The sequence below is a fragment of the Larsenimonas rhizosphaerae genome (genome assembly GCF_026240105.1).
GTDB classification, from domain to species: domain Bacteria; phylum Pseudomonadota; class Gammaproteobacteria; order Pseudomonadales; family Halomonadaceae; genus Larsenimonas; species Larsenimonas rhizosphaerae.
On record NZ_JAPIVE010000004.1, the window covers coordinates 192,832 to 218,670 of the forward strand.

Below are 25,839 nucleotides of genomic sequence, written 5' to 3' on the forward strand. Positions count from 1 at the left end.
GGCTCCCTGCCAAATAAGAGGATAAGCGTTTCATCGGCCCTTCCGAGCCTTTCATGCACTGACCAAACATGAAAAAGGCAGCGCTGTGCGCTGCCTTCAAATCATCGGACCACTGCCATCAGAAGGACAGGGCGTGACGCGTATCCTGATGGGTGTGCTGCGCTGCCGCTCGCGCGCTGGCCACAAACCACCGCTCCGTCTTCATGGTCGAAAAGAGTACCGAGAAGACACAGGCCAGTGCGACCGAGAAAATTTCGCCACCATCCTCGATCCAGCCGATATCCATCGCCTCGGCGCCACCCATGGCGATATGGAGCATGTCCACGACCACGCCACAGAACACCAGCAACCCGAAGCAGCAGCCAAACACGACCAGCATACCAAAGTCACCGGCGCGTCGGCCCATCCAGGCCCACAAAAAGACCAGAGCCATCGGAATGGCTGCCAGACCCCAGCCAATCAGCTCGCCAATATCCTGAGCCCGCATGCCGCCACGCGCCTGTACCAGCCCGTGGCTATCCAGAAACGCACCAACATGCTCATGGTACATCATGGTGTCATCAAACCAGACAAACGCATATAAAAAGGCCAGCGCCAGAAAGGCGCGCGTGTTGTGGCGAGCGTAGCCCACCAGAAACATGAACACACTGAGTATCATCAGCCCCTGGGCAAAGCGGTTCGGCAGGGACTCTTCATTGTAAAGCGACATGAGCTGAGGTGGCAGGCCCATGGACTCCCAGATGATCGCCACGATGATCACCAGAAGCGTAGCGCCAAGTACCACTTTCGCTGCCGTAGAAAAGAGAGGATTTTCAGCGTATTCATCGCGTATGAGCTTCGTAAGTCCTGAGCGCACTTTAGTATCGTCCTGTAATATAAGTGAAGCATTCCTGTAATAATTGTGACAATAAATGCAGTTATGTACTGTGCCGTTTGTGCAATAAGCCCATGCCGTAATGCGGTGGCTTCTTCTATGCTTGGCGAGCACTCAAGGAGAAAATGTCATGAGCATGGAGCTTTATCTGCTGGGCTGGACACTGGTACTGGCCGTTGTACAAATCCTGTTGCCGGCCATGTGGCGCAACCGGGAAACAGGGGTGGAATACAATACCGGCCCGCGCGACCATGACGGCCCCCCGATGGGCAAGGTCACCGGCCGCCTGTTTCGCGCCCAGCGCAATCTGTTTGAAACCCTGCCGCTATTCATCGCCGCCGTGCTGATTCTTCACATCAGCGGTCAGGAAGGCACCCTGAGCCTGTGGGGATGCTGGCTCTACCTGCTGGCCCGTATGGTCTATGTGCCTCTTTATGCCCTTGGCATACCCTGGGTGCGCTCGATGGTGTACATGGTATCGATGCTGGGACTGGCCCTGTTGCTGATCGCTGTGCTGACCTAGACGATTAAAGCCCCCCGAAACATGCACGGCAGCGATGACGCCCGGGGGGCAAGCACGTACAATGGCCGCATCGGCCCTGCATGCTGCATCACGCCTCGAGGGTCGGCTCACTCACCTGTTCCCGCGAGAACCCCCCGCTGTGCTTTCTACTGCCAATATCACCATGCAGTTCGGCCCCCGGCCGCTGTTCGAAAATGTTTCCGTCAAGTTTGGTAATGGTCACCGCTACGGCCTGATCGGCGCCAATGGCTGCGGCAAGTCCACCTTCATGAAGATTCTGGGGGGTGACCTGGAGCCCACCGGCGGTCAGGTGATGAAGGATGCCAACATGCGCCTGGGCAAGCTGCGCCAGGACCAGTTCGCGTTCGAGAACGAGCGTGTGATCGATACCGTCATCATGGGCCACGAAGCCCTGTGGAAGGTCGGTGCCGAGCGCGAGCGCATTTACTCGCAAAGCGAGATGAGCGAAGAAGACGGCATGAAGGTAGCCGACCTTGAAGTCCAGTTTGCCGAGCTGGATGGCTATACCGCCGAAGCGCGTGCCGGCGAACTGCTGCTCGGACTGGGCATACCGCTGGAACAGCACTTCGAGCCCATGAGCGTCGTGGCACCGGGCTGGAAGCTTCGAGTACTGCTGGCTCAGGCCCTGTTCAGTGATCCGGATGTACTGCTGCTGGATGAGCCAACCAACCACCTGGACATCAATACCATCCGCTGGCTGGAAGACATTCTGCGGGCTCGCAACTCGACCATGATCATCATCTCGCATGATCGCCACTTCCTGAACAGCGTCTGCACCCACATGGCCGACCTGGACTACGGTGAATTGCGCCTGTTCCCCGGCACCTACGATGAATACATGATTGCCGCTACCCAGGCCCGGGAACGGCTGCACGCTGACAACGCCAAGAAAAAGGCCGAGATTGCCGAACTGCAGCAGTTTGTCAGCCGCTTCTCTGCCAATGCCTCCAAGGCCAAGCAGGCCACGTCACGCCAGCGCAAGATCGACAAGATCCAGCTCGACGAGGTCAAGCCCTCTTCTCGTGTCAGCCCGTTCATTCGCTTCGAGCAGACCAAAAAGATTCACCGTCAGGCCCTGACCGTCGACAAGCTGACCAAGGCCTGGGGCGACAACACCCTGTTCAGCCGGTTCAGCCTCCAGGTAGAAGCCGGTGAGCGCATCGCCATCATCGGACCGAACGGCATCGGCAAGACAACCCTGCTCAACTGCCTGGTAGAGACGATGGCACCGGATGCAGGCACCGTGAAATGGACCGATGCTGCCGAAGTAGGCTATTTCGCCCAGGACCATGCCGCCGATTTTGACGGCGGCGAAACCCTGTTTGACTGGATGAGCCAGTGGACCACCGAGGGCGAACAGATGGTACGGGGCGCCCTGGGCCGCATGCTGTTCTCCAATGATGACATCGGCAAGACCGTCAAGGTAATTTCCGGTGGCGAGCAGGGCAGGATGCTGTTCGGCAAGCTGGCGCTTCAAAAGCCCAACGTGCTGGTCATGGATGAGCCCACCAACCACCTCGACATGGAATCCATCGAAGCACTCAACCTTGCGCTGGACAACTACCCCGGTACGTTGATCTTTGTCAGCCATGACCGGGAGTTTGTCGGCTCCCTGGCCACCCGCATTCTCGACATGACTGCCGATGGCATTGTCGATTTCAGCGGCACCTACGACGACTACCTGAGAAGCCAGGGCATTCATGGCTGACAGGTAATACCGGCCGGCCCGCGCTCATCACGTGTCCGGTCGATACATCGCGGCCCTCGGGGAGCATTGACCTGCCTTCCCGAGGGCCGCGGCGTTTCAGAGTCCCGCCCTTCCGATGGACCAATGCAGGTCATCGCCATGGCCCTGAGCGTGATCAGGGTATAGCTGGCGTAGCAGGCCGGCTTGATCAGACCGTCAGATTTTCCGGCCCGAAGGAATCCGGCAGCAGCATCTCCATGGAATAGCGCTTCAGCACCTCACCTTCGCCATTGACGACCACGATTTCGGTATCCGGCGTGGCAAATTCGCGAATGCGCTGCCGACAGTCACCGCAGGGTGTACACAGTGCGCTGCCCGGACCCATCACGACGACTCGACGCAGGGCTGTTGCTCCCGTCTGTGACACCATGGTGGCAATGGCGCTGGCCTCGGCACACAGTCCCTTGTAATTGGCAATTTCAACATTGCAGCCAGCGAACTGACGCCCCTGATCATCCTCGACCAGTGCGGCCACCGGATGATGAGAATACGGGGTATAGGCGTTGCCACGTGCCTGTAAAAGTCGGTCTATCTCAGCAGTATCCAGTGCCATGTCATGTCTCCTGTTGACCATGCACAGTGACCCGATCACACGACCGGATCACTTAATAAAAAAAATAACTAAAGAAGAGTAATCAAATGTCGTTACCTGTCAGGCACTTGCACTGAAGAAGAACGATCGGTGCATTATCGAAGGCCTTTCAAGGGCCCATACTACAAGAGATTGCCCCATGAAATTGAAGACCCTTGCCGCCCTGATGGGCACCTGTGCCGCACTCAGCCTGACCGGCTGCGCCTCTATCGTCGGCGACAGCGAACAGAGTGTGACCATTAACAGCACGCCATCCAACGCAGGCATCATCATTACTGACGAAACGGCCAAACAGGTCTTTTCCGGCACCACGCCTGCGACGGTAACGCTCAGGAAATCCGATGGCAGCTATTTTGGTGGCAAGACATACCACGTTGAAATCAAGAAGCCGGGCTATTCTCCCCGGACAGTGGAGCTGACCACGTCAGCAAATGGCTGGTATATCGGAGGCAATCTGCTGTTCAGCGGCCTCATTGGCTGGCTGATTGTCGACCCGTTCAACGGCGGCATGTATACGCTGTCTCCGGATGACATCAATGCCGACCTCGGCGACAAGGTGGCTCTGCAGGATAGTGGGCAATCGCTGAACCTGGTCATGATCGAAGATATCCCCACGACCATGAAAGGCAGTCTGGTGAAGGTCGGTCAGATCTGAGTCCTTCCGTGCCGGGCCATACCAGGCCCGGCACGGTGACATGCCCGGCTATCCCACACCCGATACACGCTTGAGCCTCAACGCGACCACCAGAGCACAGGTCAGCAGCAGGCCGATGAACAGCACCACACCGGGCCACTGATGCCAGCGCCAGAAGACCCCACCCAGCGTACCGGCCGAACTAGACCCCAGATAATAACTGAACAGATAAAGCGATGAGGCCTGCCCCCTTGCCTGGGTAGCACGCTGTCCCACCCAGCCGCTGGCCACCGAATGAGCAGCAAAGAAGCCAAAGGTAAAGATCAGCATCCCCACCAGGATGGCCCACACCGGGCTCATCAATGTAATCGCCAGCCCGCCTGCCATGACACCGATAAACACCCAGAATACCTGCGGCCGCCCTCGCCGGTCAGCGACTGCACCCGCCCAGGCAGAGCTGTAGATACCTGACAGGTAGACAATGGACATCAGGCCGACCACGGCCTGACTGAAATGGTAAGGCGGCTCCAGCAGCCGATAGGCAATATAATTGAACAGCGTTACAAAGCTGCCCATCAGCAGAAAGCCTTCCAGAAACAACCAGGGCAACCCGGCATCGCGAAAGTGCAGCCGAAAGCCCTCCAGCAAGTTGCTGAAACTCAGCCGCCGCGGCGTAAAGTGACGCGATGGTGGCAGCAGCCGGATAAACAGGGCCGCCGTTATCAGTGAAATCACCCCCATGATGCCCAGCACCCAGCGCCAGTGCAGCCAGTCCACCAGCACCCCACTGATCAACCGCCCTCCCATGCCGCCAATGGCGCTGCCACCGATGTAAAGCCCCATCGAGACACCCACGAAACGGGGCGCGATTTCCTCGCCCAGATAGGTCATGGCAACAGCACACAACCCGGACAATGACAGCCCGGCCAGGGCCCGCATGACCAGTACGCCCCCCCAGCCTGGCATCAACGCGGCAGCCAGCGTACAGATAGACGCCGACAGCAGTGCAAAGACCATGATCCCCTTGCGCCCGATGGCGTCAGACAGCGCACCGGTAAACAAAAGCCCCACCGCCAGCGAGGCCGTCGCTACCGACAGCACCAGGCTGCTGCGCGCGGCATCGATACCGAAGGCATGGGAAAAGATCGGCATCATCGGCTGCACGCAGTAAAGCAGGGCGAATGTCGAAAAGGCGCCCAGAAACAGCGCCAGCATCGTGGCACGGTAACCACGCCGGCCACGTTCGATGAAGGTCTTGTCAGACAACGCCGATGCGTCAGGGGAAGATACAGGATCAGACACGGCGCCTCCAAAGTGCGTCATCATCAAGTGTAAGGTCACGACACCGGCAGTACTGCGACGAACCGGCCCCTGCACTCTAATACATGTTGCAGGACGTCGCCTGATGCCGACCGGCAGCCCGGCACAAAAAAAGGCGGCCCATGGGGCCGCCCTTGTCACATCATGCCGTACTGAAGACTAGAAGGTTTCCCAGTCATCCTCCGCTGTTACTGCTGCCGGCTCCGGCCGCCGGGCCGTGCCCTTTGGCAGATCGACAGGCCGGGGGCTGGAGGAGGAAATGCCGTGCGAGGCGCTTGATGCCGTAACCGGGGACGGACGCGCAGCCCCGGCACGTGTCATGTCATTGTCCAGGGCAAACGTGGCCACCAGTGCCTCAAGGCGCTGCGCCTCTTCCTGCATGGAGCGGCTGGCAGCCGCCGACTGCTCGACCAGCGCCGCGTTCTGCTGGGTGTTCTGATCCATATCGGTGATGGCCTGATTGGTCTGGTCGATGCCGGAGGTCTGCTCACGGGAAGCTTCGGATATTTCGGCAATCAGACTCGACACCATGGACACCGAGGACACGATTTCCTCCAGCACATTGCCGGATTCCCGCACCAGAGCGGTTCCCTCATCAATACGAGCGCCGCTTTGATCCACCAAGGCCTTGATGTCACTGGTCGCGGTTGCTGCACGCTGGGCCAGCGCCCGCACTTCCGAGGCCACCACGGCAAAGCCACGACCATGCTCACCGGCACGGGCCGCTTCCACCGCCGCATTCAGTGCCAGCAGGTTGGTTTGAAAGGCGATGCTCTCGATCATCGTTACGATTTCGGTAATTTCCTGGCTGGAGGCATTGATGGCGTCCATGGCCTCAATGGTCTGCCCCATCACCCTGCCACCGCGTTCAGCATTATCACGGGCTGCTGTCGCCTGCTGATCGGCAGAGCGGGCACTCTCGGCGGTCTGTTTTACCGTCGCGGTAATCTGCTCCATCGAGGCCGCCGTTTCTTCAAGACTTGCGGCCTGAGACTGAGTGCGATCAGACAGATCATTATTACCCTCGGCAATCTCGGCACTGCCGGAAGTAACCCGCTCGGCGCCCTGCCTTACCTGAAATACCAGCCTGCCAAGCTGGGCACGCATGGTCTGAAGCTGCCCCAGCACACTGTCCGGCGCATAGGTCACACCGCCCCGATCCACCAGATCGCCCTGGGCAATGCGCTGGGCCAGCGCCACTGCATCGCCAGGCTCACCGCCCAGCACCCGCTTGATCGCGCGCATGTTCCAGAAAATGATGGCAATCACGAACAGGGAAATAGCGCCCCCCTTCAGCAGCGCCGTCATGAAGGCTGACTTGACATCATTCAGGTATACCCCTGTCCCGATGTGCCAGTCCCATGGCTCGAAATACGCGGTATAGGCCAGCTTGGGTTCGGCATCGATATTGCCGGGCCGCGGCCAGACATAATCCGTAAAGCCACCTCCGTCACGACGGTCTACGGCTACCATGTCATTGTACAGTGGGGTGCCGTCCTGATCGGTGGCTCCATTCAGATTCCGGCCTTCCTTGCCCCTGTCCACAGGGTGCATCAGCATGGTCGGTGCGGAATCGAATACGAACATGTACCCCGTGCCATTGTCCCAGCGCAGGGTGGCGAGCTGATCCCTGGCGTTCAGTCTGGCCTGCTCCTCGGAGATATCTCCACGCTGAGCCCGGTCAAACTGAAATTGGGCCAGTGCTATTGCGGTGTTCACTTTCCCCATCAGGAAACTTCGCTTTTCCTCCATTTTCTGATGGCGGGAACTCAGCGCGTCAAGAAGACTCAAGCCAAGCATGCCGATCACCACCGCGGTCATAATGACAATGATGCGTGAACGCATTGTTGTTACAGCCATTGCTGCTTCTCCTGATGTAATTTTCGTAGCGTCAGGGATAACGGCCGCTGCATGGTTGTTCTTCACGTCCAAGTGCTTCAATTCAGCGGTTTTTTTGGCCCATGTGGCAATACATCGCACTTTCTCACCCAGCGAAGGACCTTCTTTTCTTCCTGTCATGCGAGACAGGAAACGGCACGAACATCGCTCCGGCGCAGGTGCGCCATTTCCCTTTTCACCGCATTTATGCTTTGACATCAATGGGGTGGGTGGTGAATCTTGTAGCCGCGAAAACTGACAATAATGGCAACAAGGCGTGATTCTCATGCATTCCACACCCTCTGGCCAACGGACCGATTCCCATCAGGATCGTGGTTTCCTTGGCCATCCGCGGGCACTTGGCCCGCTGTTTTTTACCGAACTGTGGGAACGCTTTTCCTACTACGGTATTCGGCCACTGCTGGTGCTGTTCATGGCCGCGACGTTACAGGAGGGCGGTCTGGGCTTTTCAAGCACCACGGCCTCGGCCATCGTCGGCATCTTTGCCGGCACCATGTACCTGGCCACCCTGCCCGGTGGCTGGCTGGCCGATAACTGGCTGGGACAGCAACGCGCCGTCTGGTATGGCTCGCTGATCATTGCGCTGGGCCATTTGTGCATCGCAGTCTCCGCCATGCTGGGGGCGCCGGCGTTCTTTCTGGGCCTAGGCTTTATCGTCATCGGTTCGGGCCTGTTCAAGACCTGTATTTCGGTCATGGTCGGCAGTCTTTATGGCGAAGGAGATGCGCGGCGTGATGGCGGCTTTGCCATTTTCTATATGGGCATCAACATCGGCGGATTGCTCGCCCCACTACTGACCGGCGTATTGATGCGGGAACTGGGGTGGCACTGGGGCTTTGGCATCGGTGGGCTCGGCATGCTGGTTGCGCTGGCCATCTTCCGCCTGGGTGCCGTACCGGCCATGAAGCGCGGCGATCGGCTACGAGATCGCGACGCCTCCTGGGATGGCCCGGCCGTCCAGCGCCAGGGGGTTGGCCGCTGGATCGCAGGTATCGGGGCAGCAGTGGCCGTGACTGTCGGCCTGGCGATGGCTGGGTATATCCCGATCGACCCGGTGGCGATCGCTACCTCGATGACCACCATCATCATTCTGTGTGCGCTTGGCTACTTCATCTTTCTGGCCTTTTTCAACGGGCTGTCCGGTGAGGAACGCCTGCGCGTGGGTGTCTGCTTTCTGCTGGTCGCTGCGGCGGCCTGTTTCTGGGCCTCGTTTGAACAGCAGCCCACGTCCTATAACCTGTTCGGCCGTGATTTCACGGATCGCATGATCGGCGATTTTCAGGTTCCGACGGTCTGGATTCAATCACTCAACCCTCTCTTCATCATTGTACTGGGGCCGATATTCGGCTGGCTCTGGCCAGCGCTGGGCCGGCGTGGCCGTGAGCCCGGCAGCCCGGTCAAGTTCGTCATGGGGCTGCTCTTTGCCGCCGCCGGCTTCGGATTGATGGTACTGGCCGCACAGCGCATCGTGGGTGGTACGGAAGCAGTCTCACTGTGGTGGATTACCGGCAGTATCTTTCTGCTGACCGTAGGAGAAATGTGTCTAAGCCCGGTGGGCCTGTCATCCATGAGCGCGCTGGCCCCCTACAAGATGCGTGGTCAGGTCATGGGGCTCTGGTTTACGGCCTCGGCGCTGGGTAACCTGGTCGCCGGACTGATCGGCGGCCACGTCAATCCCGAGGAAATCACCCAGTTGCCGGAACTGTTCGGTCGTTGCGCCCTGGCGCTGATCATTGTGGCGGCCGTTCTGATGCTGCTGACCCGGCCCATCAAACGGCTCTTGCGAAACAATAGCGTCATCAACCCAGGGGCCAGCGCGTCCTGACACAGGCACAACAAAGACAGGCGTGTTCCAGGTACCCTACACTGGCCTGAGAACACGCCCTCGTACTGCACCGTTGGAGCATCCTTCATGACCACCCTTTCCTCTCCCGCCGACCGCCTTCAGGCCCTGCGTCAGGCCATGTCAGACCACGGCCTTGATGGCTGGTGGCAGCCATCCTCTGATCCACACCTGTCCGAGTACCTTCCGGGCTACTGGCAGGGACGCGAATGGTTATCCGGCTTTACCGGATCGGTCGGGCTACTGACTGTCACGCAGGACAGCGCCGGCCTGTGGGTCGACAGCCGCTACTGGGTTCAGGCCGCACAACAGCTGGAAGGCAGCGGTATCGAGCTCAAGAAATGGACACCCAGTGAGGCCACCGCCCCCATGCAGTGGCTGGCCGAACACCTGCCGACCGGCAGCACGGTCGGAGCTGATGGTGACGTACTGGCACTGAAGACCGCCCGACGCCTGAAGGAGGTGCTCGGCAGCCACCAGCTCTCACTGGACACGTCACGGGATCTGCTGAGCGCCATCTGGACGCACCGTCCGGCGCTGCCGGATGCGCCGGTGACCGCCTATGCGGGTGGCTGGAGCAATGAACCGGCCAGCGCACGTCTGGCCGACCTGCGCCATGCCATGAAAGATGTCGGCGCCGAGGTTCATTTTCTGTCTTCTCTGGACGACATTGCCTGGCTGACCCAGTTACGCGGCAGCGATGTTGACTACAACCCGGTATTTCTGGCCCATATGATCGTGACGGCCGATCAGGCCACGCTGTTCATTGACTCGGCCAGGCTCGACGGTGCACTCACGACCGCGCTTGAGCAGGAAGGCATTGCCATTGCCCCCTATGAAACGGCTGCCACCGTGGTTGCCGCGCTTGACCCGCACCTGCCCATACTGCTGGACCCGGCCAGGGTCACCCTGCTGCTCGCCAGGGAGCTGTCCGATGACACGCCCCTGATCGAGCAGATCCAGCCCACGACGCGCGCCAAGGCCTGCAAGAGTGAAAACGACCTTGCCCACATTCGCGATACCATGGAAGAAGACGGCGTGGCCCTGTGCGAATTTTTCGGCTGGCTGGATGAAGCGCTGGCTGCCGGCACCGAAGTCACCGAGCTGACCATTGATGAAGTGCTGACCGGCGAGCGCGCCAAACGGCCCTACTTCGTATCGCCCAGCTTCCCGACCATTGCAGGCTTCAATGCCAATGGTGCCCTGCCGCACTACCGCGCCACACAGGAGCAGCACAGCAGCATCACCGGGGGGGACGGCCTGCTGTTGATCGATTCCGGTGGCCAGTACCTGGGTGGCACCACCGACATTACTCGCATGGTGCCTGTCGGACATGTTTCTACCGAGCAGCGTGATGACGTGACCCGTGTCCTGAAGGGCACGATTGCCCTGTCACGGATCCATTTCCCGCGCCACATTCCGGCCCCGCAACTCGATGCCATCGCTCGTGCTCCCCTCTGGCAGGAAGGGCTGGACTACGGCCACGGCACCGGCCATGGGGTGGGCTACTTCCTCAATGTGCATGAGGGCCCTCAGGTAATTTCCTGGCAGGCCGGCAGTGACAGCACCACGGCAATGGAGCCGGGCATGATCACCTCGATCGAACCCGGGCTGTACCGCGAAGGGCAGTGGGGCATCCGCATCGAGAACCTGGTCGCCAATCGATCGTCCAACCCTTCGGACTTCGGCGAGTTTCTGTATTTTGAAACACTGACCCTGTGCCCGATCGATACCCGATTGATCAACCCCCTGCTGCTGAACGACGATGAACGCACCTGGTTGAACACCTATCACCGTGAAGTCTACGAGCGACTGAGTGCACGTCGTCTGTCAGACCGGGCACTGACCTGGCTACAGCAACGCACCCTGCCAGTCTAGCCGCTGTAACGGGGCGGCAGGCCCCTGTGCCGCCCCTTGCAAACACGTCTTCGTGCCCAGATAAAGCGATCAACGGGCACGCCTGCTCCGCCTCCAAAAAAAAATGTCAGTGCCTCTCTTGAAAACGGATCAGCTGCCACTATTTAACATAATATCGAGAGCGACACCGCCTCGTGACACCTGTGCCGACCGCGGGCAGGTGGGAAAAATGCAGTTTACTTCGCTGATTACCAGGAGGTTTACCATGAACAGTTTTTCACTGTCTCCGCTTTTCCGTCGCAGCATCGGCTTTGATCGCCTGAACGACCTGTTCGACTACGCCGTACAGAACGATGCGCCCAGCTATCCCCCCTATAACATCGAAAAGCGGGGCGAAAATGACTACCACATCGTTATCGCAGCCGCAGGCTTCGCCGAGAAGGAGCTTGATGTCAGCGTCGAAAAAGGCGTATTGACCATCAGCAGCAGCCGGGCGGAGACCGAACAGGGCGATAGCGAACCGCCGGTGTATCTGCATCGTGGAATTGCCCAGCGCGCGTTCAAGCTCTCCTTCCGGCTCGATGAAAACATCGAAGTCCGCGGCGCGCGGCTGGAAAACGGCCTGCTGCATGTTGATCTTCTGCGTGTCGTGCCGGAACAGCAGCGCCCACGACAGATTCCGATCAACGGCCAGGCACCGGAATCCCTGTCACACCAGACTCGTGAAGCCGCCTCGGCCCCTCGTACCGAAGAAAGCACACCAGCCTGATGACGACCTGACACGCCCCACGACAACGCCCCCCTGCCAGGCAGGGGGGCGTTTTGCATGCAGGGCTGTCTACAGCGCAATCCTTCGCGTTTCAGTCAACGTCAGAATGGCCACCAGACTCATCAGAGCCATGACACTGACGTAGCCCCCGACCCAGGCAAGACCTCCCCAGCTGACCAGCAGTTCAGCAATCCAGGGCGCCATCGAGGCCCCCAGAATCCCCGCCAGATTGTAGGCAGCCGATGCCCCGGTATAGCGCACCGCCGTCGGGAACAACTCTGGCAACAATGCGCCCATGGGTGCAAAGATCAGCCCCATGGCGCCCAGCGACAGGCACAAAAAGGCCGTCACGCCAACCAGCGAGCCACTGCCCAGCCAGGGGCCGAGACTCATGCCGGAACCGATGGTGACCAGCATGCCGATAATCAGCACCGGTTTGCGTCCGACGCGGTCACACCACCACGCTGATACCGGCGTCATCACGGCCATGACCACCACCGCCAGGCACAACAGCGCCAGGAAGGTTTCCTTCGGATAACCCAGCGCCCGGGTGCCATGACTCAAGGCAAACACGGCACTGGTGTAAAACAGCGCGTAACAGGACACCATGGCCAGCGTCCCCTGCACCAGGGGGCGCTTGTGATGCGCCAGCACCTCGACCACGGGTGCGCGGCGCGGCGCGGCTTCCTGCTGGCTGGCCTTGAACACCGGTGACTCTTCAAGACTCATGCGAACGTATAGCCCGACAAATACCAGCACCGCACTGACCAGAAAAGGAATTCGCCACCCCCAGTCAAGAAAGGCCTCCTCGCCCAGCGCATACAAAAGCCCCATGAACAGGGCATTGGCCAGCAAAAATCCCAGCGATGGACCAAGCTGCGGAAACATGCCGAACCATGCCCGCCGTCCTTCCGGGGCATTCTCGGTTGCCAGAAGAGCTGCCCCACCCCACTCGCCTCCCAGCCCGAGTCCCTGACAGAACCTCAGCACACACAGGGCCAGCGGCGCCCACACCCCCCAGGTATCGTACGTGGGGACAAGCCCGATCAGCGCCGTGGCACCTCCCATCAACAGAAGGCTGGCCACCAGCGTCGTTTTACGTCCCATTCGATCACCGAAATGACCAAACAGTACCGACCCGAGCGGTCGAGCCAGAAAGGCCAGACCAAAGCTCATGAAGGCACCCATCGACTGGGCCAGCTCGGACGAGGCCGGGAAGAACGCTGGCCCGATGACCAGGGCCGCCGCAATGCCATAAATATAAAAGTCGTAGAATTCGATGGTTGTCCCGATCAGGCTGGCAGCAATCACCTTGCCCGGGGAGTTGACCGGTGCCACACGCTCCTGCGCCGGCCCGGAAGTAACAGAGGTCATGAACAACAGTCTCCAGCATCGGCCACTGGGCCGAACCATGAATAACCGCCCGGCCCGATGGCCAGAGCAATGAAAGGAAGGTAACTGCCGCGGAGGCCTTGTGAGCACGCTGCCGCCACATACCAGGGGGGTAAGGTTAAAAAGCATACGCTGATAAAGAGAGACAGCTCAAGGCACACTCCGGAACGACGCATCGTTGCAGATCACGGGCCGATATTTCGTCACCCTGCACCGGGATATAAACAGGCGCGGATTCCGATAGCTGCCTATACTCCAGGCCTCTTTCCCGCTGGAGGGATCCTTCGATGCGCGTGTTCACCAACCCGGTCGGTGCCGGCTCACTCTGGTTTGACAATCTGGCCACCGCTGACGGCGTACAGGTCGGTTACGATCCCCAGGCACGGGCCTTTTTGCCCATGCCCCCCTTCTGCGCCAACCGCGAGCTGATCGGCTGCAACTGGATAGCGTCCGAACCCGGCGCCCTGTGCCGCTCCTGTGCCATGAGTGCCATGATCCCGGATCTATCCATCCCGGACGCCGTCGCCAACTGGGCACTGACCGAAGCCGCCAAACGCTGGGCACTGGATAATCTGGGACGCTGGTACTGGTTCCGCCCGGAGGACCCCGGCGTACGGCCGGTATTTCACATGCTGGCCGAGGGAGAAACGCCGGTCATGATGGGTCATGCCGCTGGCGTGGTTACCATCAGCGTGGCGGAAGCCGACGTAGTGCTGCGGACCTCACGGCGTGAAGCGCTGGATGAGCCCTATCGCACCATGATCGGGCATATGCGCCATGAGATTTCCCATATGCTCTGGTGGCGACTGAGCATCCGTGATGACTTCATAAAGGCGTTTCGCAAGATGTTCGGCGATGAACGGGAAGATTATGCCGCAGCGCTCAAGCGTCATTACAATCAGGGGCCGCCCAGCGACTGGCAGGAACACTACCTGACCGCCTACGCCTCCGCGCACCCTCATGAAGACTGGGCTGAAACCACCGCGCACCTGCTGCATCTGACCGATATTACCGACAGTTTCGTGGCGGCCGGACTTTCGTCGCCGGAGCTGCCAGCCCCCGGATGGGACCCCTATGCCGAGCCGGATACTGCCCGACTGATCCATATTGCCGCGACCCTCAGCGTCGGCGTCAATCACGTCAACCGGGCCATGGGGCTCTCCGATCTGTACCCGTTTGTCCTGTCGGAAAGTGCCCACCGCAAACTGGCCTTTGTACATGAATGGCTGCGCCGGGGTGCCACCAGCATGTAGTACTCATGCCCGTCAGTCAGGCGCCGGGGCGGCTTCCCAGGCCTGATCGGCAGGCCTGTGAGTGAGCGTGGTACCAATGGAGGCTACCATGATGGATACGATGGCCAGCCATTGCACCAGCGTCAGCAGTTCACCCAGAAACAAAAGCCCCGACAGTGCGGCCACGGCAGGCTCCAGGCTCATGAGTGTGCCAAAGGTGGTGGTCGGCAGGTGCTTGAGAGCAATCATCTCGAGCGAATACGGCAATGCCGTGGACATGATGGCCACCAGTGCCGCCAACGGCAGCACCTCGAGGCTGAACATCCCCGGACCGCTCTGATAGATGCCCAGCGGTGCAATCACCAGTGCCGCGATTGTCACCCCGATCGCGGTACCTTCAGGGCCAAGGTCGGTACCGATACGCTGTCCGAACCAGATATACAGCGCCCAGCAGACCCCCGCGCCCAGGGCAAAGGCGACGCCTACAAGGTCCAGATCGTGATCCACCCCGCTATGGGGCATGATCATGACAATGCCCACCAGAGCCAGCCCGACCCACAGTGCATCCAGCCAGCGACGCGAGGACAGAATCGCCACGGCCAGCGGACCCGTGAATTCCAGCGCCACGGCAATGCCCAGCGGAATGCGCTCTATGGCCTGGTAGAGCATGTAATTCATGCACCCCAGCGCCACACCGTAAATCATCATCGCCTTCCAGACCCGGGCAGAAATGGGTCGCCGCCAGGGCCTCAGTACCAGCAGGAGCATGGCCGCCGCCATCAGCAGGCGGATCGCGGTCGTCCCCGGCGCACCAATCAGCGGAAACAGCTGCTTGGCAAGGGCAGCTCCACCCTGAATGGATGTAATCGAAATGAACAGAAGACCGATGGGCCAGAGGGGAAGACGTTGTACCGACATGACAGGAGCATCCATGATTGACAGCCTGACAGGAGCGCATTGCGCTCCCGGATTCCGAGCAGGCCCATACACTGCACGCAATGCAGGGCCATGAGCAATACGACGTCCAGATGTCTGTCGCCCCATGGCTTATCAACGGTCGGTGCCAGAACGTAAACCGCAAATCATCCACACCCGGTCGCCTCTGACACCGGGTGTGGACAAGTCAGGACTCAGGCAGTGGAAGCGTCGCGCAGCGCGGCAATCGCACGCACATCGTCCGGCCCGGTTCGGCAGCACCCGCCAATCAATGAGGCACCGGCCTGACGCCAGAGGGGAACCAGCGTGGTAAATGCCGACTCATGATGACCGCACTCCCCTGCCTCGGCGGCCCGCCAGGTCTTGGTGATCGGGTCATACACTTCCCCGGAATTGGGATACACCAGCAGCGGCGTACAAGTGTGGGCGCGCAGATCGGTCAGCAGGGACTCGATGTGCTCAAGGGCCGTACAGTTGACCCCCATGGCCACGACCTGAGGTTGTTGATCCAGCCATGTGGCACATTCAGCGATCGGCGTACCTTCACTGATGTGATGCCCATCCCGGGCCGAGAACGTAACCCAGGCCTGCGCCTCGGGAAACTCCGCCAGCACCCGTACCAGCGCCTTCGCCTCGACAAGCGAAGGCAGGGTTTCACAGGCAAGCAGGTCAGCTCCCGCCTCTACCAGTGCCTTGATGCGGGGCCGATGAAATGCCATCAGCGCCTCCTCATCAATGGCGTAGCCGCCTCGATATTCCGAGCCATCAGCCAGATAGGCGCCATAAGGCCCCACCGAGGCCGCCACCAGCGGCCGGGGCCGCATCGGCCCGGCATAATCAGCCCAGAAGGCATCGCGCGCCTCACATGCCAGCGACACCGAACGCGCAATCAAGGCGCCGGCCTGGGCTTCACTCATGCCCCGCGCCATGAACCCTTCAAAGGTGGCCTGGTAGCTTGCGGTGATGGTGATGTCGGCACCGGCCTCGAAATAATCACGATGCACTCGAGTGATCAGTTCGGGCTGCTCGGCCAGCACGCGGGCCGACCACAGACTGTCATTCAGATCGCAGCCATGACGTTCAAGCTCGGTGGCCAGCGCCCCGTCCACGACCGCAAACGGCACGGTCTCAAGCAGGGCATGAATCGGATTGGTCGGCATCAGTCAGACTCCTCGGCAGACAGGTTGCCCGGCACGGCCGGACGCGTAAGGTAATAGGCGAGATAACACAACGTCACGAACGGCAGGCCGCAATACAGGGCAATCCGCTGGGAAGGGTCAAAGGCAATCCCGATCAGCGACAGGGTACAAAATCCGAAGGCCAGCAGCGGGACCAGCGGATACAGCGGTGTGCGATAACCCAGGGTAGCGGGGTCTCCGCCACCGGCCACGAACTGACGCCGGAACATGAACTGGCTGGCCACGATCACCATCCATACCGCCACCACGGCAAAGCCTGAAATCGACACCAGCGCAATGTAGACGCTGTCCGGGGCAAACCGGCTCGACAGCAGCGAGAACAGCCCGCCAATCATGCTGAAGATGATCGCATTCAGCGGCACACCACCCCGGGTGACCCGCTTGAACAGCGCCGGCAGCGTCTTTTGCTCCGCCAGGGACCACAGCATGCGGGAAGCCGCATACAGCCCCGAGTTGGCCGCCGACAACAGCGCCGTAATGATGACAAAATTCATGATATCGGCAGCGTAGGGAATACCGGTGCGGGAAAATACCGCCACGAACGGGCTTTCCAGCACACTGGCGGTCTGCCACGGCAACAGGGCTGCAATCACGATAATGGTCCCGACAAAGAAGATGATCAGCCGCCACAGGGTCGCCTTGATCGCCTTTGGGACATTCTTTTCGGGTTCCACGGTTTCACCGGCAGCAATGCCGATCAACTCGGTGCCCGAGAAGGCAAAACTGACCGCCAGCATGGTCATCAGAATCGGCATTACCCCGGTCGGAAAGAGGCCGTCGGCAAACAGGTTGTCAAACAACGGCGCCGACCCGCCCCGGGTGGCCGGCGTAAAGCCAAGCAGGGCCGCCGCCCCGATCACGATAAAGGCCAGCACCGTGATCACCTTGATCAGTGACAGCCAGAATTCGGTCTCGGCAAAGATGCGGGAAGAAAAGGCGTTGAGCACAAAGATCAGGGCGGCAAACAGGGCGCTCCAGACCCAGACCGGTACATCGGTAAACCAGTGCTGCATCAGAAGGCCCGCGGCCGTGAACTCCGACCCCAGCGCCACCGTCCAGGTCAGCCAGTACAGCCACGCCACGGTATAGCCGGTGCCCGGCCCGATGGTACGCGTCGCATAGGTATTGAACGATCCGGTTTCCGGCATCTGTACCGCCAGTTCGCCCAGACACATCATGACCAGATACACCACCAGCCCGCCAATGAGATAGGCAATGATGGCCCCCAGCGGGCCGGCCTGGTTGACGGTATAGCCGGAACTCAGGAACAGACCGGTACCGATAACACCGCCCAGGGACAGCATTACCAGATGGCGACTCTGCATCGTTCGCTTGAAATCGTTGGAATCCGTGTGAGACATGCGTTGTCCTGATGAATAAAAAAACACGAGCCCGATGCCCGGGCGCCAGAGTGTAAATTATTCTCAAATAACCTTCAGCGATGACTGCCACACTTTTTATATCAATTGCTCAACGACTTATATCGATTGTTCAGCGACAGCCTCCCTTCCCGCCGATTTACTTCAGCCCCAGCCGTGATGCCAGCCGATGCAGGTTGCCCCGATCCACGCCCAGTAGCCGCGCCGTTTCGGCCCAGTTGCCCTCGGCAACCTCCAGCGTGGTTTGAATATGTTGACGCTGGAAGGCGTCCACAGCCTCACGAAGCGGCACGATATCATCAGCAGATACTGCACCGGCGACCCGAGACATGTCCGTGACCGATAAAACCGAATGGCGAACAAGCTCCAGATGATCCGCGGCAAGCGTCAGAATCTCACCGGCCTGGGGGCGCGCCTTGAGCGTGGCTCGACTGATGACATGCTCAAGCTCACGCACGTTGCCGGGCCAGTCATGCGCGAGCAGCGCCGCTTCGGCCGAGGCCGACAGGCGCAGGTTGTGCAGCCCGAAGCGGGCCCGGTTTTCTTCCAGAAAGGTACCGGCCAGCAGCAGAATATCCTGCCCGCGTAACCTCAGGGGCGGGATATGCAGCGGGTAGACACACAGCCGGTGATACAGATCCGCCCGAAACCGGCCCTCGGCCACCTCGTCTTCCAGATCCCGGTTGGTGGCCGCCACGACCCGCACATTGACCGACCGCATCTGCTCGCTGCCCAGGGGCTGAAATTCTCCTTCCTGCAATACGCGAAGCAGCTTGGGCTGCAGCGCCAGTGGCAGTTCACCGACCTCATCCAGAAACAGGGTGCCGCCATCGGCCAGCGCAAAGTGCCCACGTCGCGCGCTGAGTGCCCCGGAGAACGCACCTTTAACGTGCCCGAACAGCTCGCTTTCGATCAGATTCGGGGACAGGGCCGCACAGTTGAGCTTGATCAGCGGCCCGTCGCGTCGGGCAGAGCGCCAGTGTACCTGCGTGGCTACGCGCTCCTTGCCGGTGCCGGTTTCACCGTGAATCAGCACACTCAGTTCGCTCTGCGCCACCAGGGTCAACTCATCATCCAGCCGCCGCATCACGGCACTGCGGCCGGTGACCCGCTGAACGAGCGGAGTACGGCCGGTATGAGACAGCACATCCTGAAGCCGGGCACGTGTCTGACGGGCCTTCATGGCCATGTCGAGGCTCGTACCCAGCAATCCGGCAATGGCCTTCAGTTCGTCGTGGTCGACCGAATCCAGTTGCCCCGGCATCAGCGCGTCCAGTGTCAGCATGCCCACCACCCGGGGGCCGGCCCGAAGTGCCACCCCCATGCAGTCATGCACGTGAAGTGCGTCCGGCGCCCCGCTGATCAGGCCGTCGAAAGGGTCAGGCAGGGGCTCGTCGGTGGCAAAATGCCGCACGCCGTCAGTAGCTGCGATGTCGGCCAGGCGTGGATGTGATGCCGGATGAAACCGCCGGCCCAGCACGTCTTCCTGCAGCCCGTGAATCGCGACAGGGACCAGCTCCTCGCCCTCACAGACCATCAAAGTGGCCGCGTCTCCAGGGTACTGGGTAAGCAGCACATCCAGCAGGGACTGCCAGGAAGGGGACTGATTGAGGGTGAGCCTGGCCAGCAGGTTCTGAATCTCACTATAAATCGTTGTCATTTGAACTACCCGTTGTCATAACGACAGCACGTCATGGGGTCAAAAGAACAACAAGCAGCAAAAAAATCCATTAAAAACAAAAACTTGATTATTGGCACGCTGCTTGCTCCCTGAAAGGTGACACTACTCATCCTCCAGAGGACCGCCCCATGCTGACCGTTCAACAACGCCACATCATCGCCGCTACGGCCCCGGTCGTTGCACAGCATATCACTACCATCACCACGCGATTCTATCCGGCCATGTTTGATCGCTACCCGGAGATAAAGCCGCGATTCAATCCGCGCCATCAGCAGACCGGCGCCCAGCCGCGGGCCCTGGGTCAGTCCATTGTCGCCTACGCGCTCAATTACGATGATCCCATCGCCCGTGACGCCGTACTGGCACCCATCACACACAAGCACGTCGCCCTGCACGTCCAGCCGGATCATTATCGGATCGTCGGGGAGTGCCTGCTGGAAGCCGCCGCCGAGGTACTGGGCGCAGCCTTTACACCGGACGTTCGCGATGCCTGGCAGGCACTTTACTGGTCCATGGCGGACGATCTGATCGACGGCGAGGAACGGCTCTATCACGATCAGGAGCGCAGGCCCGGGGGCTGGCGAGGATTTCGGGAATTTGACGTGGTGGATCGGCAGGCTGCCGCCGAAGGTATCCTGAGTGTCACACTGGCCCCCGCCGACGGGCAGCCTCTGGCGGATTTTCTACCCGGTCAGTACATCGGTCTTCGCCTGAAGCACGACGGCCACCTGCATTACCGCCAGTACAGCCTGACCGGGCAGCCCGGCAGTGCAACCTACCGGATTACCGTCAAGGAAGAGGCCCATGGGCAGATCAGCCAGGCCATCCATCACGGTCTCACGGTCGGACAATCCGTGCATCTCACCGCACCGATCGGCCTGCTGACGCTGGACCGGCGCACTACACCCGTGGTGCTGCTCAGTGCCGGCATCGGTCAGACACCGATGCTGCCCCTGGCCAGGCAGGCACTGGCCCAGGGGCGACAGGTCACCTACCTGCACAGCACCCGCTCCCCGGCCACCCTGGTTTTCAGGGAAGAACTGGAATCGCTGCGCGCCGAGTATGGTGATCGATTGCTGATCATTCATCGCTTCAGCCATGAGGACCCGGCAGGCGAACCCTCCGGACGCATTGACCGAGCCCTGCTGGAAGATGTGATAACGGTAGACAAGACCCCTGACTGCTACTTTACCGGCCCGGCCGGGTTCATGAGCGACATGAATGCCCTGCTGGAAGAGCTGGGCATTCCCGAAGCCCACCGGCATTACGAATGCTTCGGCCCACTGCAGCTGCCAACCTCGTGACCGGATCTCGGGCCACTGAGGAGACTCAATGCCCCGAAGGCGGCTGTTCTGTCCTGCCCCGCGCCGGGTAGACCTCCAGCAGGGCAGCCGCCACGACCAGCGCGCCACCGGCCATTTCGATGGTACCCAGTGGCTCGCCGGCCCAGAGTGCCGCCGACATCACCCCGACGATCACCTCACTCATCAGTAAAATGGCCAGTCGCGCCGGCTCCAGCCGGGCGTTGGCCCACAGCAGCACGGACAGCATCATGGCCCACCAGAGCACACCGGTCACGCCAACCCATCCACCGGCCTGCGCCCAGTCGATCTCGGCGAGCCGGCTGATCGGTGCCCCGATCACCAGAGCCAGAATCAGCGACATCAATGCCGCACCGGCCGAGAAGACAAAGGTGGATTCCAGCGCACCGGGCATCGGGCGAAGGCGCATGCCGATCGAACACACCGCCCACATCAGCCCCGAGGCCAGCCCGAGCCAGTCCCCCAGGTTCCGCGGTATCGGCAGGGTGCCACCACCGCCCAGCACCAGCAGCAGACCGGCCAGCCCGAGCACGATCACCACATAGCGACTCCAGGGCGTCGGCCAGCCCAGCAACCGACCGATCAGGGTGCTCCAGACCGGAGTGAGGTAGAACATCAGAATAACAATGGCCACCCGGCCGTAGGACAGTCCGATCGAGTACAGCGCAAATCCGGCACCTCCCAGCGCAATGATGGCAAGGGTCGACCATGGACAGTCCGCCAGAATGCGGCGACGGCGACAGGCTGCCGGCAGCAGCGTCAGTGTCGAGACCGTGACAATGGCCAGCGTGCCCCAGGCCCCTTCCAGCACGGTGCCCTCCAGTGCCCGTACCGGCCACCAGTAAAGCCCCCACAGGGCCCCGATGATGACCACGGCCAGACTGGCCTGTCGTTCCTGTTGCTGCATCGATGCTCCCGTCACTCGTGTTGTGCTGCCCTGTAGATGACACTATCGAGTCTAGCGAGCCGGTGCCCGTATTACGACCATCGCCCCTGAAGCCAGGCGGCAAGCGCATGCCGGGTATTGCCGTCGGGGAGTTCCCGGCACGCGCGGGGATGCGTAATATGAAAATCCCATTCACGCCGGAGATGTTCGGATGACCCGCAGGATATCGCTGATCCTTGGTGTGCTGACAATGACCCTGGCGCCGTCATTGATGGCCGCCTCATCGTCTCAACTGGCTGCACTTGCCGTCAAAAAGGCAGAAATTCTGGAACAGGGCGCCTCTTCAAGCAGCCCGGCCCATGCCCCGCATGTGGTATTGACCAAAGAAGGGGTGAAGGCGGCCGACCCGCTCGGCCAGGCACCGCTGGATGACCCGATCAGCTGCCTGTCCCGCTCGATCTACTGGGAAGCCAAGGGAGCCGGCCGAAAGGAAATGGAAGCCGTCGCCAGCGTAATGATGAATCGCCTGGGCAGCAGCGGCTTTCCCGATACCATCTGCGAGGTAGTGCAACAGGGATCGGAAACCGGGCATTGCCAGTTCTCGTGGTGGTGTGATGGCCGGCCGGATCAGGTACGCGAACCGGATGAATACGACATTGCCCGCGAGATTGCCCGGCGAGCCCTGAACGGAACCCTGCCCGACCCCACCCATGGCGCGCTGTTCTTCCATCAGAAAAACGTGTTTCCGTACTGGGCTGACAGCTTCACGAAGACCGCCGAAACACGGGCCTTTGAATTTTATCGTCCGTAAAGGCAAGGTAATGCGCCACATGTCCAACCACTTTTTCACATGATCATCACGCATGACACTGTCCATCTGCTTATCCTGACGCCTACCAGAAGGTCTACCCAGCATGAATAATGATAACAAGACCATTGCCCTTCCCTCCCTGTCCATGGCGTTACTCCCCATCGCGCTGGCCATCGGTCTGCTGGCCATCCAGCTGTTCTACTACGGCGATTTCACCCCCCATATACCACTGGCCCTGGGCGCGGCCATCGCCGCCATCTTCGGGTGGGCTCGCGGCTATCGCTGGGCTGATATGGAAGCCGGGGGCTTCAAGCTGCTGCACGTTGCCATGCCCGCCGTGGCCACGCTGATCGTGGTCGGCATGCTGATCGGGGTACTGATCGCCAGTGGCACGGTCCCGACCCTGATCTACTACGGACTGGAAATCATCAGCCCGCAGTGGTTTCTGGCGGCCAGCATGCTGATGTGCGCCGTTGTTTCCCTGGTGGTCGGGTCCTCGTGGACCACCATCGGTACCGTGGGACTGGCCCTGATGGGGATCGGCACGGCACTGGGCGTGCCCGTGTACTGGACGGCCGGTGCCGTCGTATCCGGCGCGTTTTTCGGCGACAAGATGTCACCGCTGTCTGATACCACCAACCTGTCCCCCGCCGTTACCGAAACCAATATTTTCGACCACATCAAGAACATGCTGCCGACCACCGTGCCGGCCATGCTGATCGCCCTGGTCATTTACGCCTGGGTGGGCGGGGTCGACCAGGAAGCCGCCGCGTCACTGTCCCGCATCAGCAGCATGCGTGAAGGGCTGGATGACAGCTTTTCACTGGGGTTCTGGCAGCTGATTCCGCTGATGATCATACTGGGGCTGGCCTTCATGAAGGTCGCACCGATCCCGGCCTTGTTCACCGCTACCTTTGTCGGCGGCATCATCGCCATCCTGACTCAGGGCGATTCCTTTCATGACGTACTGACCTATGCCCACAGTGGCTACACCATCGATACCGGTCTGGGCATGCTGGATACCCTTCTTAACCGGGGAGGTGTCACCTCGATGACCTGGGTCGTGACTCTGATCATCTTCGCGCTGATCTTTGGCGGCATCCTTGAAAAGACCCGCTGCCTTGAGAAGATCGTTCTGACCATTACCGACAAGGCCAGAAGCTTTCGTGCCCTGCAGACCAGCGCGGTACTGACCCCCATGTTTGTCAATGCCGTGGCCGGTGATGTCTACCTGTCCATCGCCCTGCCCGGACGCATGTACGTGGCAGCCTATGAGCGGATGGGCTACTCGCGACTCAACCTGACCCGCGCCATCGAGGAAGGCGGTACGCTGATATCACCGCTGATCCCCTGGAACGTGGGCGGCGCCTTTGTCATCACTACCCTGGGCCTTGATATCAGCAATGGCGACATGAGCGCCCTGATGTATATTCCGCTGGCCTTTGCCTGCTGGCTGTCTCCGGTACTGAGCATCATGTATGCCCAGTTCGGGCTTTTCTCGCACAGGCGCGACGAGGAAAAACGGCCCAACAGCGACTTCCCCGCCAATATCGATGCACTCGAAGACGGCGATAAAGGCCCTGACGGCCGTGAAGAGCTGGTGCACGACACGCCCTGATACCTGTCCTGTCGGCACGCCAAACGCGGACGCCTCTGGCGTCCGCGTTTTCATGCATGCACCCTCCCTCCCGGCCCTGTCGCCAACGATGATGACTACAGCGCCTCTGAAAGCATCACTCGGCGCAAGCGATAAACCCGCCGCCCGGCCACACCCAGCGCCAATGCCCATCCCACCAGCAGAACCCCGTACACCAGCGTGGCCACCTCGGAGGAGACTGACTGCGACATCATCAATGTCCGGCTGTTGGTCAGGATAATGGCGCCTCCGACCACCACACCCAGCAGCTGTACCGGCATCAATCGCACCAGCCAGGCGGCCAGCGGCGCCGCCAGCAGGCCGCTCACCGCAAAAATGCCGACCCACTGCCAGTTGATGTCATCAAGCCCGAGCGCAATGACAAAGCCCAGCGTGCCAGCCACGGTCACGAAGAACTCACTGGCATCCACCGAGCCCACCACCTTGCGCGGATCACTTCCCCGGTGCGCCAGCAGCACCGGCGTGGAAATCGGCCCCCAGCCACCGCCGCCTACGCTATCAAAGAACCCGGCCACCACTGCCAGTGGGGCCATTTTCCACGCCGACACCCGGAGACTGCCCGGCGTCCGGCGCGCCGGACGCAGCAGATACTGCGCCATCACATAGACGCCCAGCAGCAGCAGCCCCACGGCAATGAAAGGCGCCACCAGCCTGCCGGGGATATTGCTCAAAAAGCAGGCGCCTACAAAGGCACCCACGGCACCGGGCACGATCAGGGTCCGCACCAGTGAGCGGTCCACATTACCCAGCTTGACATGTGATACCCCCGAGGCGGCGGTCGTGGCGATTTCCGCCAGGTGAATGGATGCCGATGCCACGGCCGGTGTAATGCCCATCGCCAGCAGCATGGAAGAAGACGTCAGGCCATACCCCATCCCGATGGCACCATCTACCAGCTGAGCCACGAACCCGGCCACCCCAAAGAGAATCAAACGCTGCATGTGTCTGCTCCTGTACGCGGGCGTCGCGGTGCCCTACGCACACTAATAACCATATGGAATTAAAAACATGATCCATATATCCCATTTTTCAGGCAGAAATAAAAATGATGATTATCGATATCGTTATATACAAACCACACAGTCGGCCGTGGACAGGTGCCCTCTGATGCCATGGTCATATCGCCATAAAGGTTGCTCATGCATACGGCGTGATCCATTCCTGCTGTTCATGAAATGGTCGCATCCGTGACGATACTCACCGATCAGGGCAACCAGGGTGTCGAGGACAGAACGATATAAGGAAGGGAAAGCGAAGGGGGGGAC

21 protein-coding genes are annotated in these 25,839 nt (G+C 60.5%); 10 read left to right on the plus strand and 11 right to left on the minus strand.

The features are described 5' to 3' along the window. Positions 1-118: 118 nt before the first annotated feature. On the minus strand, positions 119-856 hold the full coding sequence (locus tag OQ287_RS13570) for a hypothetical protein (protein WP_265896795.1): 738 nt from the start codon (positions 854-856) through the stop codon (positions 119-121). 148 nt (positions 857-1,004) lie between these two features. On the opposite strand from OQ287_RS13570, the gene OQ287_RS13575 reads away from it, so the two are divergent. Then, positions 1,005-1,397 carry an MAPEG family protein gene (locus OQ287_RS13575; RefSeq protein ID WP_250938348.1) on the plus strand — a complete coding sequence of 131 codons (393 nt, stop codon included), beginning with the start codon at positions 1,005-1,007 and terminating at the stop codon, positions 1,395-1,397. Positions 1,398-1,536: 139 nt separating this feature from the next. Beyond that, positions 1,537-3,126 carry an ABC-F family ATPase gene (locus OQ287_RS13580; RefSeq protein ID WP_250938766.1) on the plus strand — a complete coding sequence of 530 codons (1,590 nt, stop codon included), beginning with the start codon at positions 1,537-1,539 and terminating at the stop codon, positions 3,124-3,126. Between the two features lie 187 nt (positions 3,127-3,313). Here the strand turns inward: OQ287_RS13580 and cdd are convergent, their stop codons facing one another. Then, a complete protein-coding gene (gene cdd, locus OQ287_RS13585; RefSeq protein ID WP_250938347.1) occupies positions 3,314-3,718 on the minus strand; it encodes a cytidine deaminase in 405 nt (134 codons plus the stop codon). A 178-nt stretch (positions 3,719-3,896) separates the two neighbouring features. Between cdd and OQ287_RS13590 the strand changes: the two genes are divergently transcribed. Then, entirely contained in the window at positions 3,897-4,412 is a 516-nt protein-coding gene (locus OQ287_RS13590) for a putative periplasmic lipoprotein (protein WP_250938346.1), read from the plus strand. Positions 4,413-4,460: 48 nt separating this feature from the next. On the opposite strand, the gene OQ287_RS13595 is transcribed toward OQ287_RS13590, so the two are convergent. Both OQ287_RS13595 and OQ287_RS13600 read right to left on the minus strand, forming a co-directional pair. Next, positions 4,461-5,693, minus strand: coding sequence for an MFS transporter (locus OQ287_RS13595; RefSeq protein ID WP_265896796.1), 1,233 nt, complete (start codon positions 5,691-5,693; stop codon positions 4,461-4,463). 177 nt (positions 5,694-5,870) lie between these two features. Then, positions 5,871-7,571: a methyl-accepting chemotaxis protein gene (locus OQ287_RS13600; RefSeq protein WP_265896797.1), complete on the minus strand. Its 1,701-nt coding sequence runs from the start codon at positions 7,569-7,571 to the stop codon at positions 5,871-5,873. A 304-nt stretch (positions 7,572-7,875) separates the two neighbouring features. Here OQ287_RS13600 and OQ287_RS13605 point away from each other — a divergent pair, with 304 nt between their 5' ends. The 3 genes from OQ287_RS13605 to OQ287_RS13615 all read left to right on the plus strand — a co-directional run bounded on the left by OQ287_RS13605 (position 7,876) and on the right by OQ287_RS13615 (position 12,079). Continuing rightward, on the plus strand, positions 7,876-9,435 hold the full coding sequence (locus OQ287_RS13605; RefSeq protein ID WP_265896798.1) for a peptide MFS transporter: 1,560 nt from the start codon (positions 7,876-7,878) through the stop codon (positions 9,433-9,435). Positions 9,436-9,522: 87 nt separating this feature from the next. Further along, positions 9,523-11,331: an aminopeptidase P family protein gene (locus OQ287_RS13610; RefSeq protein ID WP_265896799.1), complete on the plus strand. Its 1,809-nt coding sequence runs from the start codon at positions 9,523-9,525 to the stop codon at positions 11,329-11,331. 244 nt (positions 11,332-11,575) lie between these two features. Beyond that, positions 11,576-12,079 carry an Hsp20 family protein gene (locus tag OQ287_RS13615; protein WP_250938341.1) on the plus strand — a complete coding sequence of 168 codons (504 nt, stop codon included), beginning with the start codon at positions 11,576-11,578 and terminating at the stop codon, positions 12,077-12,079. A 69-nt stretch (positions 12,080-12,148) separates the two neighbouring features. On the opposite strand, the gene OQ287_RS13620 is transcribed toward OQ287_RS13615, so the two are convergent. Further along, the gene (locus OQ287_RS13620; protein WP_265896800.1) at positions 12,149-13,453 is read right to left on the minus strand and encodes an MFS transporter; all 1,305 of its coding nucleotides are present in this window, start codon (positions 13,451-13,453) and stop codon (positions 12,149-12,151) included. Positions 13,454-13,758: 305 nt separating this feature from the next. On the opposite strand from OQ287_RS13620, the gene OQ287_RS13625 reads away from it, so the two are divergent. Then, positions 13,759-14,724 carry a zinc-binding metallopeptidase family protein gene (locus tag OQ287_RS13625; protein WP_250938337.1) on the plus strand — a complete coding sequence of 322 codons (966 nt, stop codon included), beginning with the start codon at positions 13,759-13,761 and terminating at the stop codon, positions 14,722-14,724. Between the two features lie 12 nt (positions 14,725-14,736). Here OQ287_RS13625 and OQ287_RS13630 read toward each other — a convergent pair whose 3' ends face one another. The 4 genes from OQ287_RS13630 to norR form a co-directional block, all read right to left on the minus strand. Beyond that, complete coding sequence (locus OQ287_RS13630) at positions 14,737-15,621, minus strand: EamA family transporter (RefSeq protein WP_250938335.1); 885 nt, start codon at positions 15,619-15,621, stop codon at positions 14,737-14,739. A 212-nt stretch (positions 15,622-15,833) separates the two neighbouring features. Beyond that, a complete protein-coding gene (mmuM, locus tag OQ287_RS13635; RefSeq protein ID WP_265896801.1) occupies positions 15,834-16,799 on the minus strand; it encodes a homocysteine S-methyltransferase in 966 nt (321 codons plus the stop codon). After that, the gene (locus OQ287_RS13640) at positions 16,799-18,199 is read right to left on the minus strand and encodes an amino acid permease (RefSeq protein WP_265896803.1); all 1,401 of its coding nucleotides are present in this window, start codon (positions 18,197-18,199) and stop codon (positions 16,799-16,801) included. Before OQ287_RS13640 ends, mmuM begins: the two co-directional genes overlap by 1 nt. Positions 18,200-18,356: 157 nt before the next feature. Then, a complete protein-coding gene (norR, locus tag OQ287_RS13645; RefSeq protein ID WP_265896804.1) occupies positions 18,357-19,877 on the minus strand; it encodes a nitric oxide reductase transcriptional regulator NorR in 1,521 nt (506 codons plus the stop codon). A 149-nt stretch (positions 19,878-20,026) separates the two neighbouring features. On the opposite strand from norR, the gene OQ287_RS13650 reads away from it, so the two are divergent. Further along, the gene (locus OQ287_RS13650; RefSeq protein WP_265896805.1) at positions 20,027-21,202 is read left to right on the plus strand and encodes a globin domain-containing protein; all 1,176 of its coding nucleotides are present in this window, start codon (positions 20,027-20,029) and stop codon (positions 21,200-21,202) included. Between the two features lie 25 nt (positions 21,203-21,227). Here the strand turns inward: OQ287_RS13650 and OQ287_RS13655 are convergent, their stop codons facing one another. Further along, a complete protein-coding gene (locus OQ287_RS13655) occupies positions 21,228-22,127 on the minus strand; it encodes a DMT family transporter (RefSeq protein WP_250938330.1) in 900 nt (299 codons plus the stop codon). Positions 22,128-22,317: 190 nt separating this feature from the next. Here OQ287_RS13655 and OQ287_RS13660 point away from each other — a divergent pair, with 190 nt between their 5' ends. Further along, positions 22,318-22,917, plus strand: a complete 600-nt coding sequence (locus OQ287_RS13660) for a cell wall hydrolase (protein ID WP_250938329.1) — start codon at positions 22,318-22,320, stop codon at positions 22,915-22,917. A gap of 103 nt (positions 22,918-23,020) precedes the next feature. Next, entirely contained in the window at positions 23,021-24,535 is a 1,515-nt protein-coding gene (nhaC, locus tag OQ287_RS13665; protein ID WP_265896806.1) for a Na+/H+ antiporter NhaC, read from the plus strand. A 95-nt stretch (positions 24,536-24,630) separates the two neighbouring features. Here the strand turns inward: nhaC and OQ287_RS13670 are convergent, their stop codons facing one another. Further along, a complete protein-coding gene (locus OQ287_RS13670) occupies positions 24,631-25,515 on the minus strand; it encodes a sulfite exporter TauE/SafE family protein (protein ID WP_265896807.1) in 885 nt (294 codons plus the stop codon). Positions 25,516-25,839: the final 324 nt, after the last annotated feature.

Bases quoted from the DNA above. Each gene is read 5' to 3' on its own strand.
- OQ287_RS13630 (WP_250938335.1), bottom strand. From the start codon at position 15,621: ATGTCGGTACAACGTCTTCCCCTCTGGCCCATCGGTCTTCTGTTCATT.
- OQ287_RS13600 (WP_265896797.1), bottom strand. From the start codon at position 7,571: ATGGCTGTAACAACAATGCGTTCACGCATCATTGTCATTATGACCGCG.
- OQ287_RS13660 (WP_250938329.1), top strand. From the start codon at position 22,318: ATGACCCGCAGGATATCGCTGATCCTTGGTGTGCTGACAATGACCCTG.
- OQ287_RS13590 (WP_250938346.1), top strand. From the start codon at position 3,897: ATGAAATTGAAGACCCTTGCCGCCCTGATGGGCACCTGTGCCGCACTC.
- OQ287_RS13640 (WP_265896803.1), bottom strand. From the start codon at position 18,199: ATGTCTCACACGGATTCCAACGATTTCAAGCGAACGATGCAGAGTCGC.
- OQ287_RS13575 (WP_250938348.1), top strand. From the start codon at position 1,005: ATGAGCATGGAGCTTTATCTGCTGGGCTGGACACTGGTACTGGCCGTT.
- OQ287_RS13670 (WP_265896807.1), bottom strand. From the start codon at position 25,515: ATGCAGCGTTTGATTCTCTTTGGGGTGGCCGGGTTCGTGGCTCAGCTG.
- OQ287_RS13605 (WP_265896798.1), top strand. From the start codon at position 7,876: ATGCATTCCACACCCTCTGGCCAACGGACCGATTCCCATCAGGATCGT.
- OQ287_RS13620 (WP_265896800.1), bottom strand. From the start codon at position 13,453: ATGACCTCTGTTACTTCCGGGCCGGCGCAGGAGCGTGTGGCACCGGTC.
- OQ287_RS13615 (WP_250938341.1), top strand. From the start codon at position 11,576: ATGAACAGTTTTTCACTGTCTCCGCTTTTCCGTCGCAGCATCGGCTTT.
- mmuM (WP_265896801.1), bottom strand. From the start codon at position 16,799: ATGCCGACCAATCCGATTCATGCCCTGCTTGAGACCGTGCCGTTTGCG.
- OQ287_RS13655 (WP_250938330.1), bottom strand. From the start codon at position 22,127: ATGCAGCAACAGGAACGACAGGCCAGTCTGGCCGTGGTCATCATCGGG.
- OQ287_RS13650 (WP_265896805.1), top strand. From the start codon at position 20,027: ATGCTGACCGTTCAACAACGCCACATCATCGCCGCTACGGCCCCGGTC.
- norR (WP_265896804.1), bottom strand. From the start codon at position 19,877: ATGACAACGATTTATAGTGAGATTCAGAACCTGCTGGCCAGGCTCACC.
- nhaC (WP_265896806.1), top strand. From the start codon at position 23,021: ATGAATAATGATAACAAGACCATTGCCCTTCCCTCCCTGTCCATGGCG.
- cdd (WP_250938347.1), bottom strand. From the start codon at position 3,718: ATGGCACTGGATACTGCTGAGATAGACCGACTTTTACAGGCACGTGGC.
- OQ287_RS13625 (WP_250938337.1), top strand. From the start codon at position 13,759: ATGCGCGTGTTCACCAACCCGGTCGGTGCCGGCTCACTCTGGTTTGAC.
- OQ287_RS13610 (WP_265896799.1), top strand. From the start codon at position 9,523: ATGACCACCCTTTCCTCTCCCGCCGACCGCCTTCAGGCCCTGCGTCAG.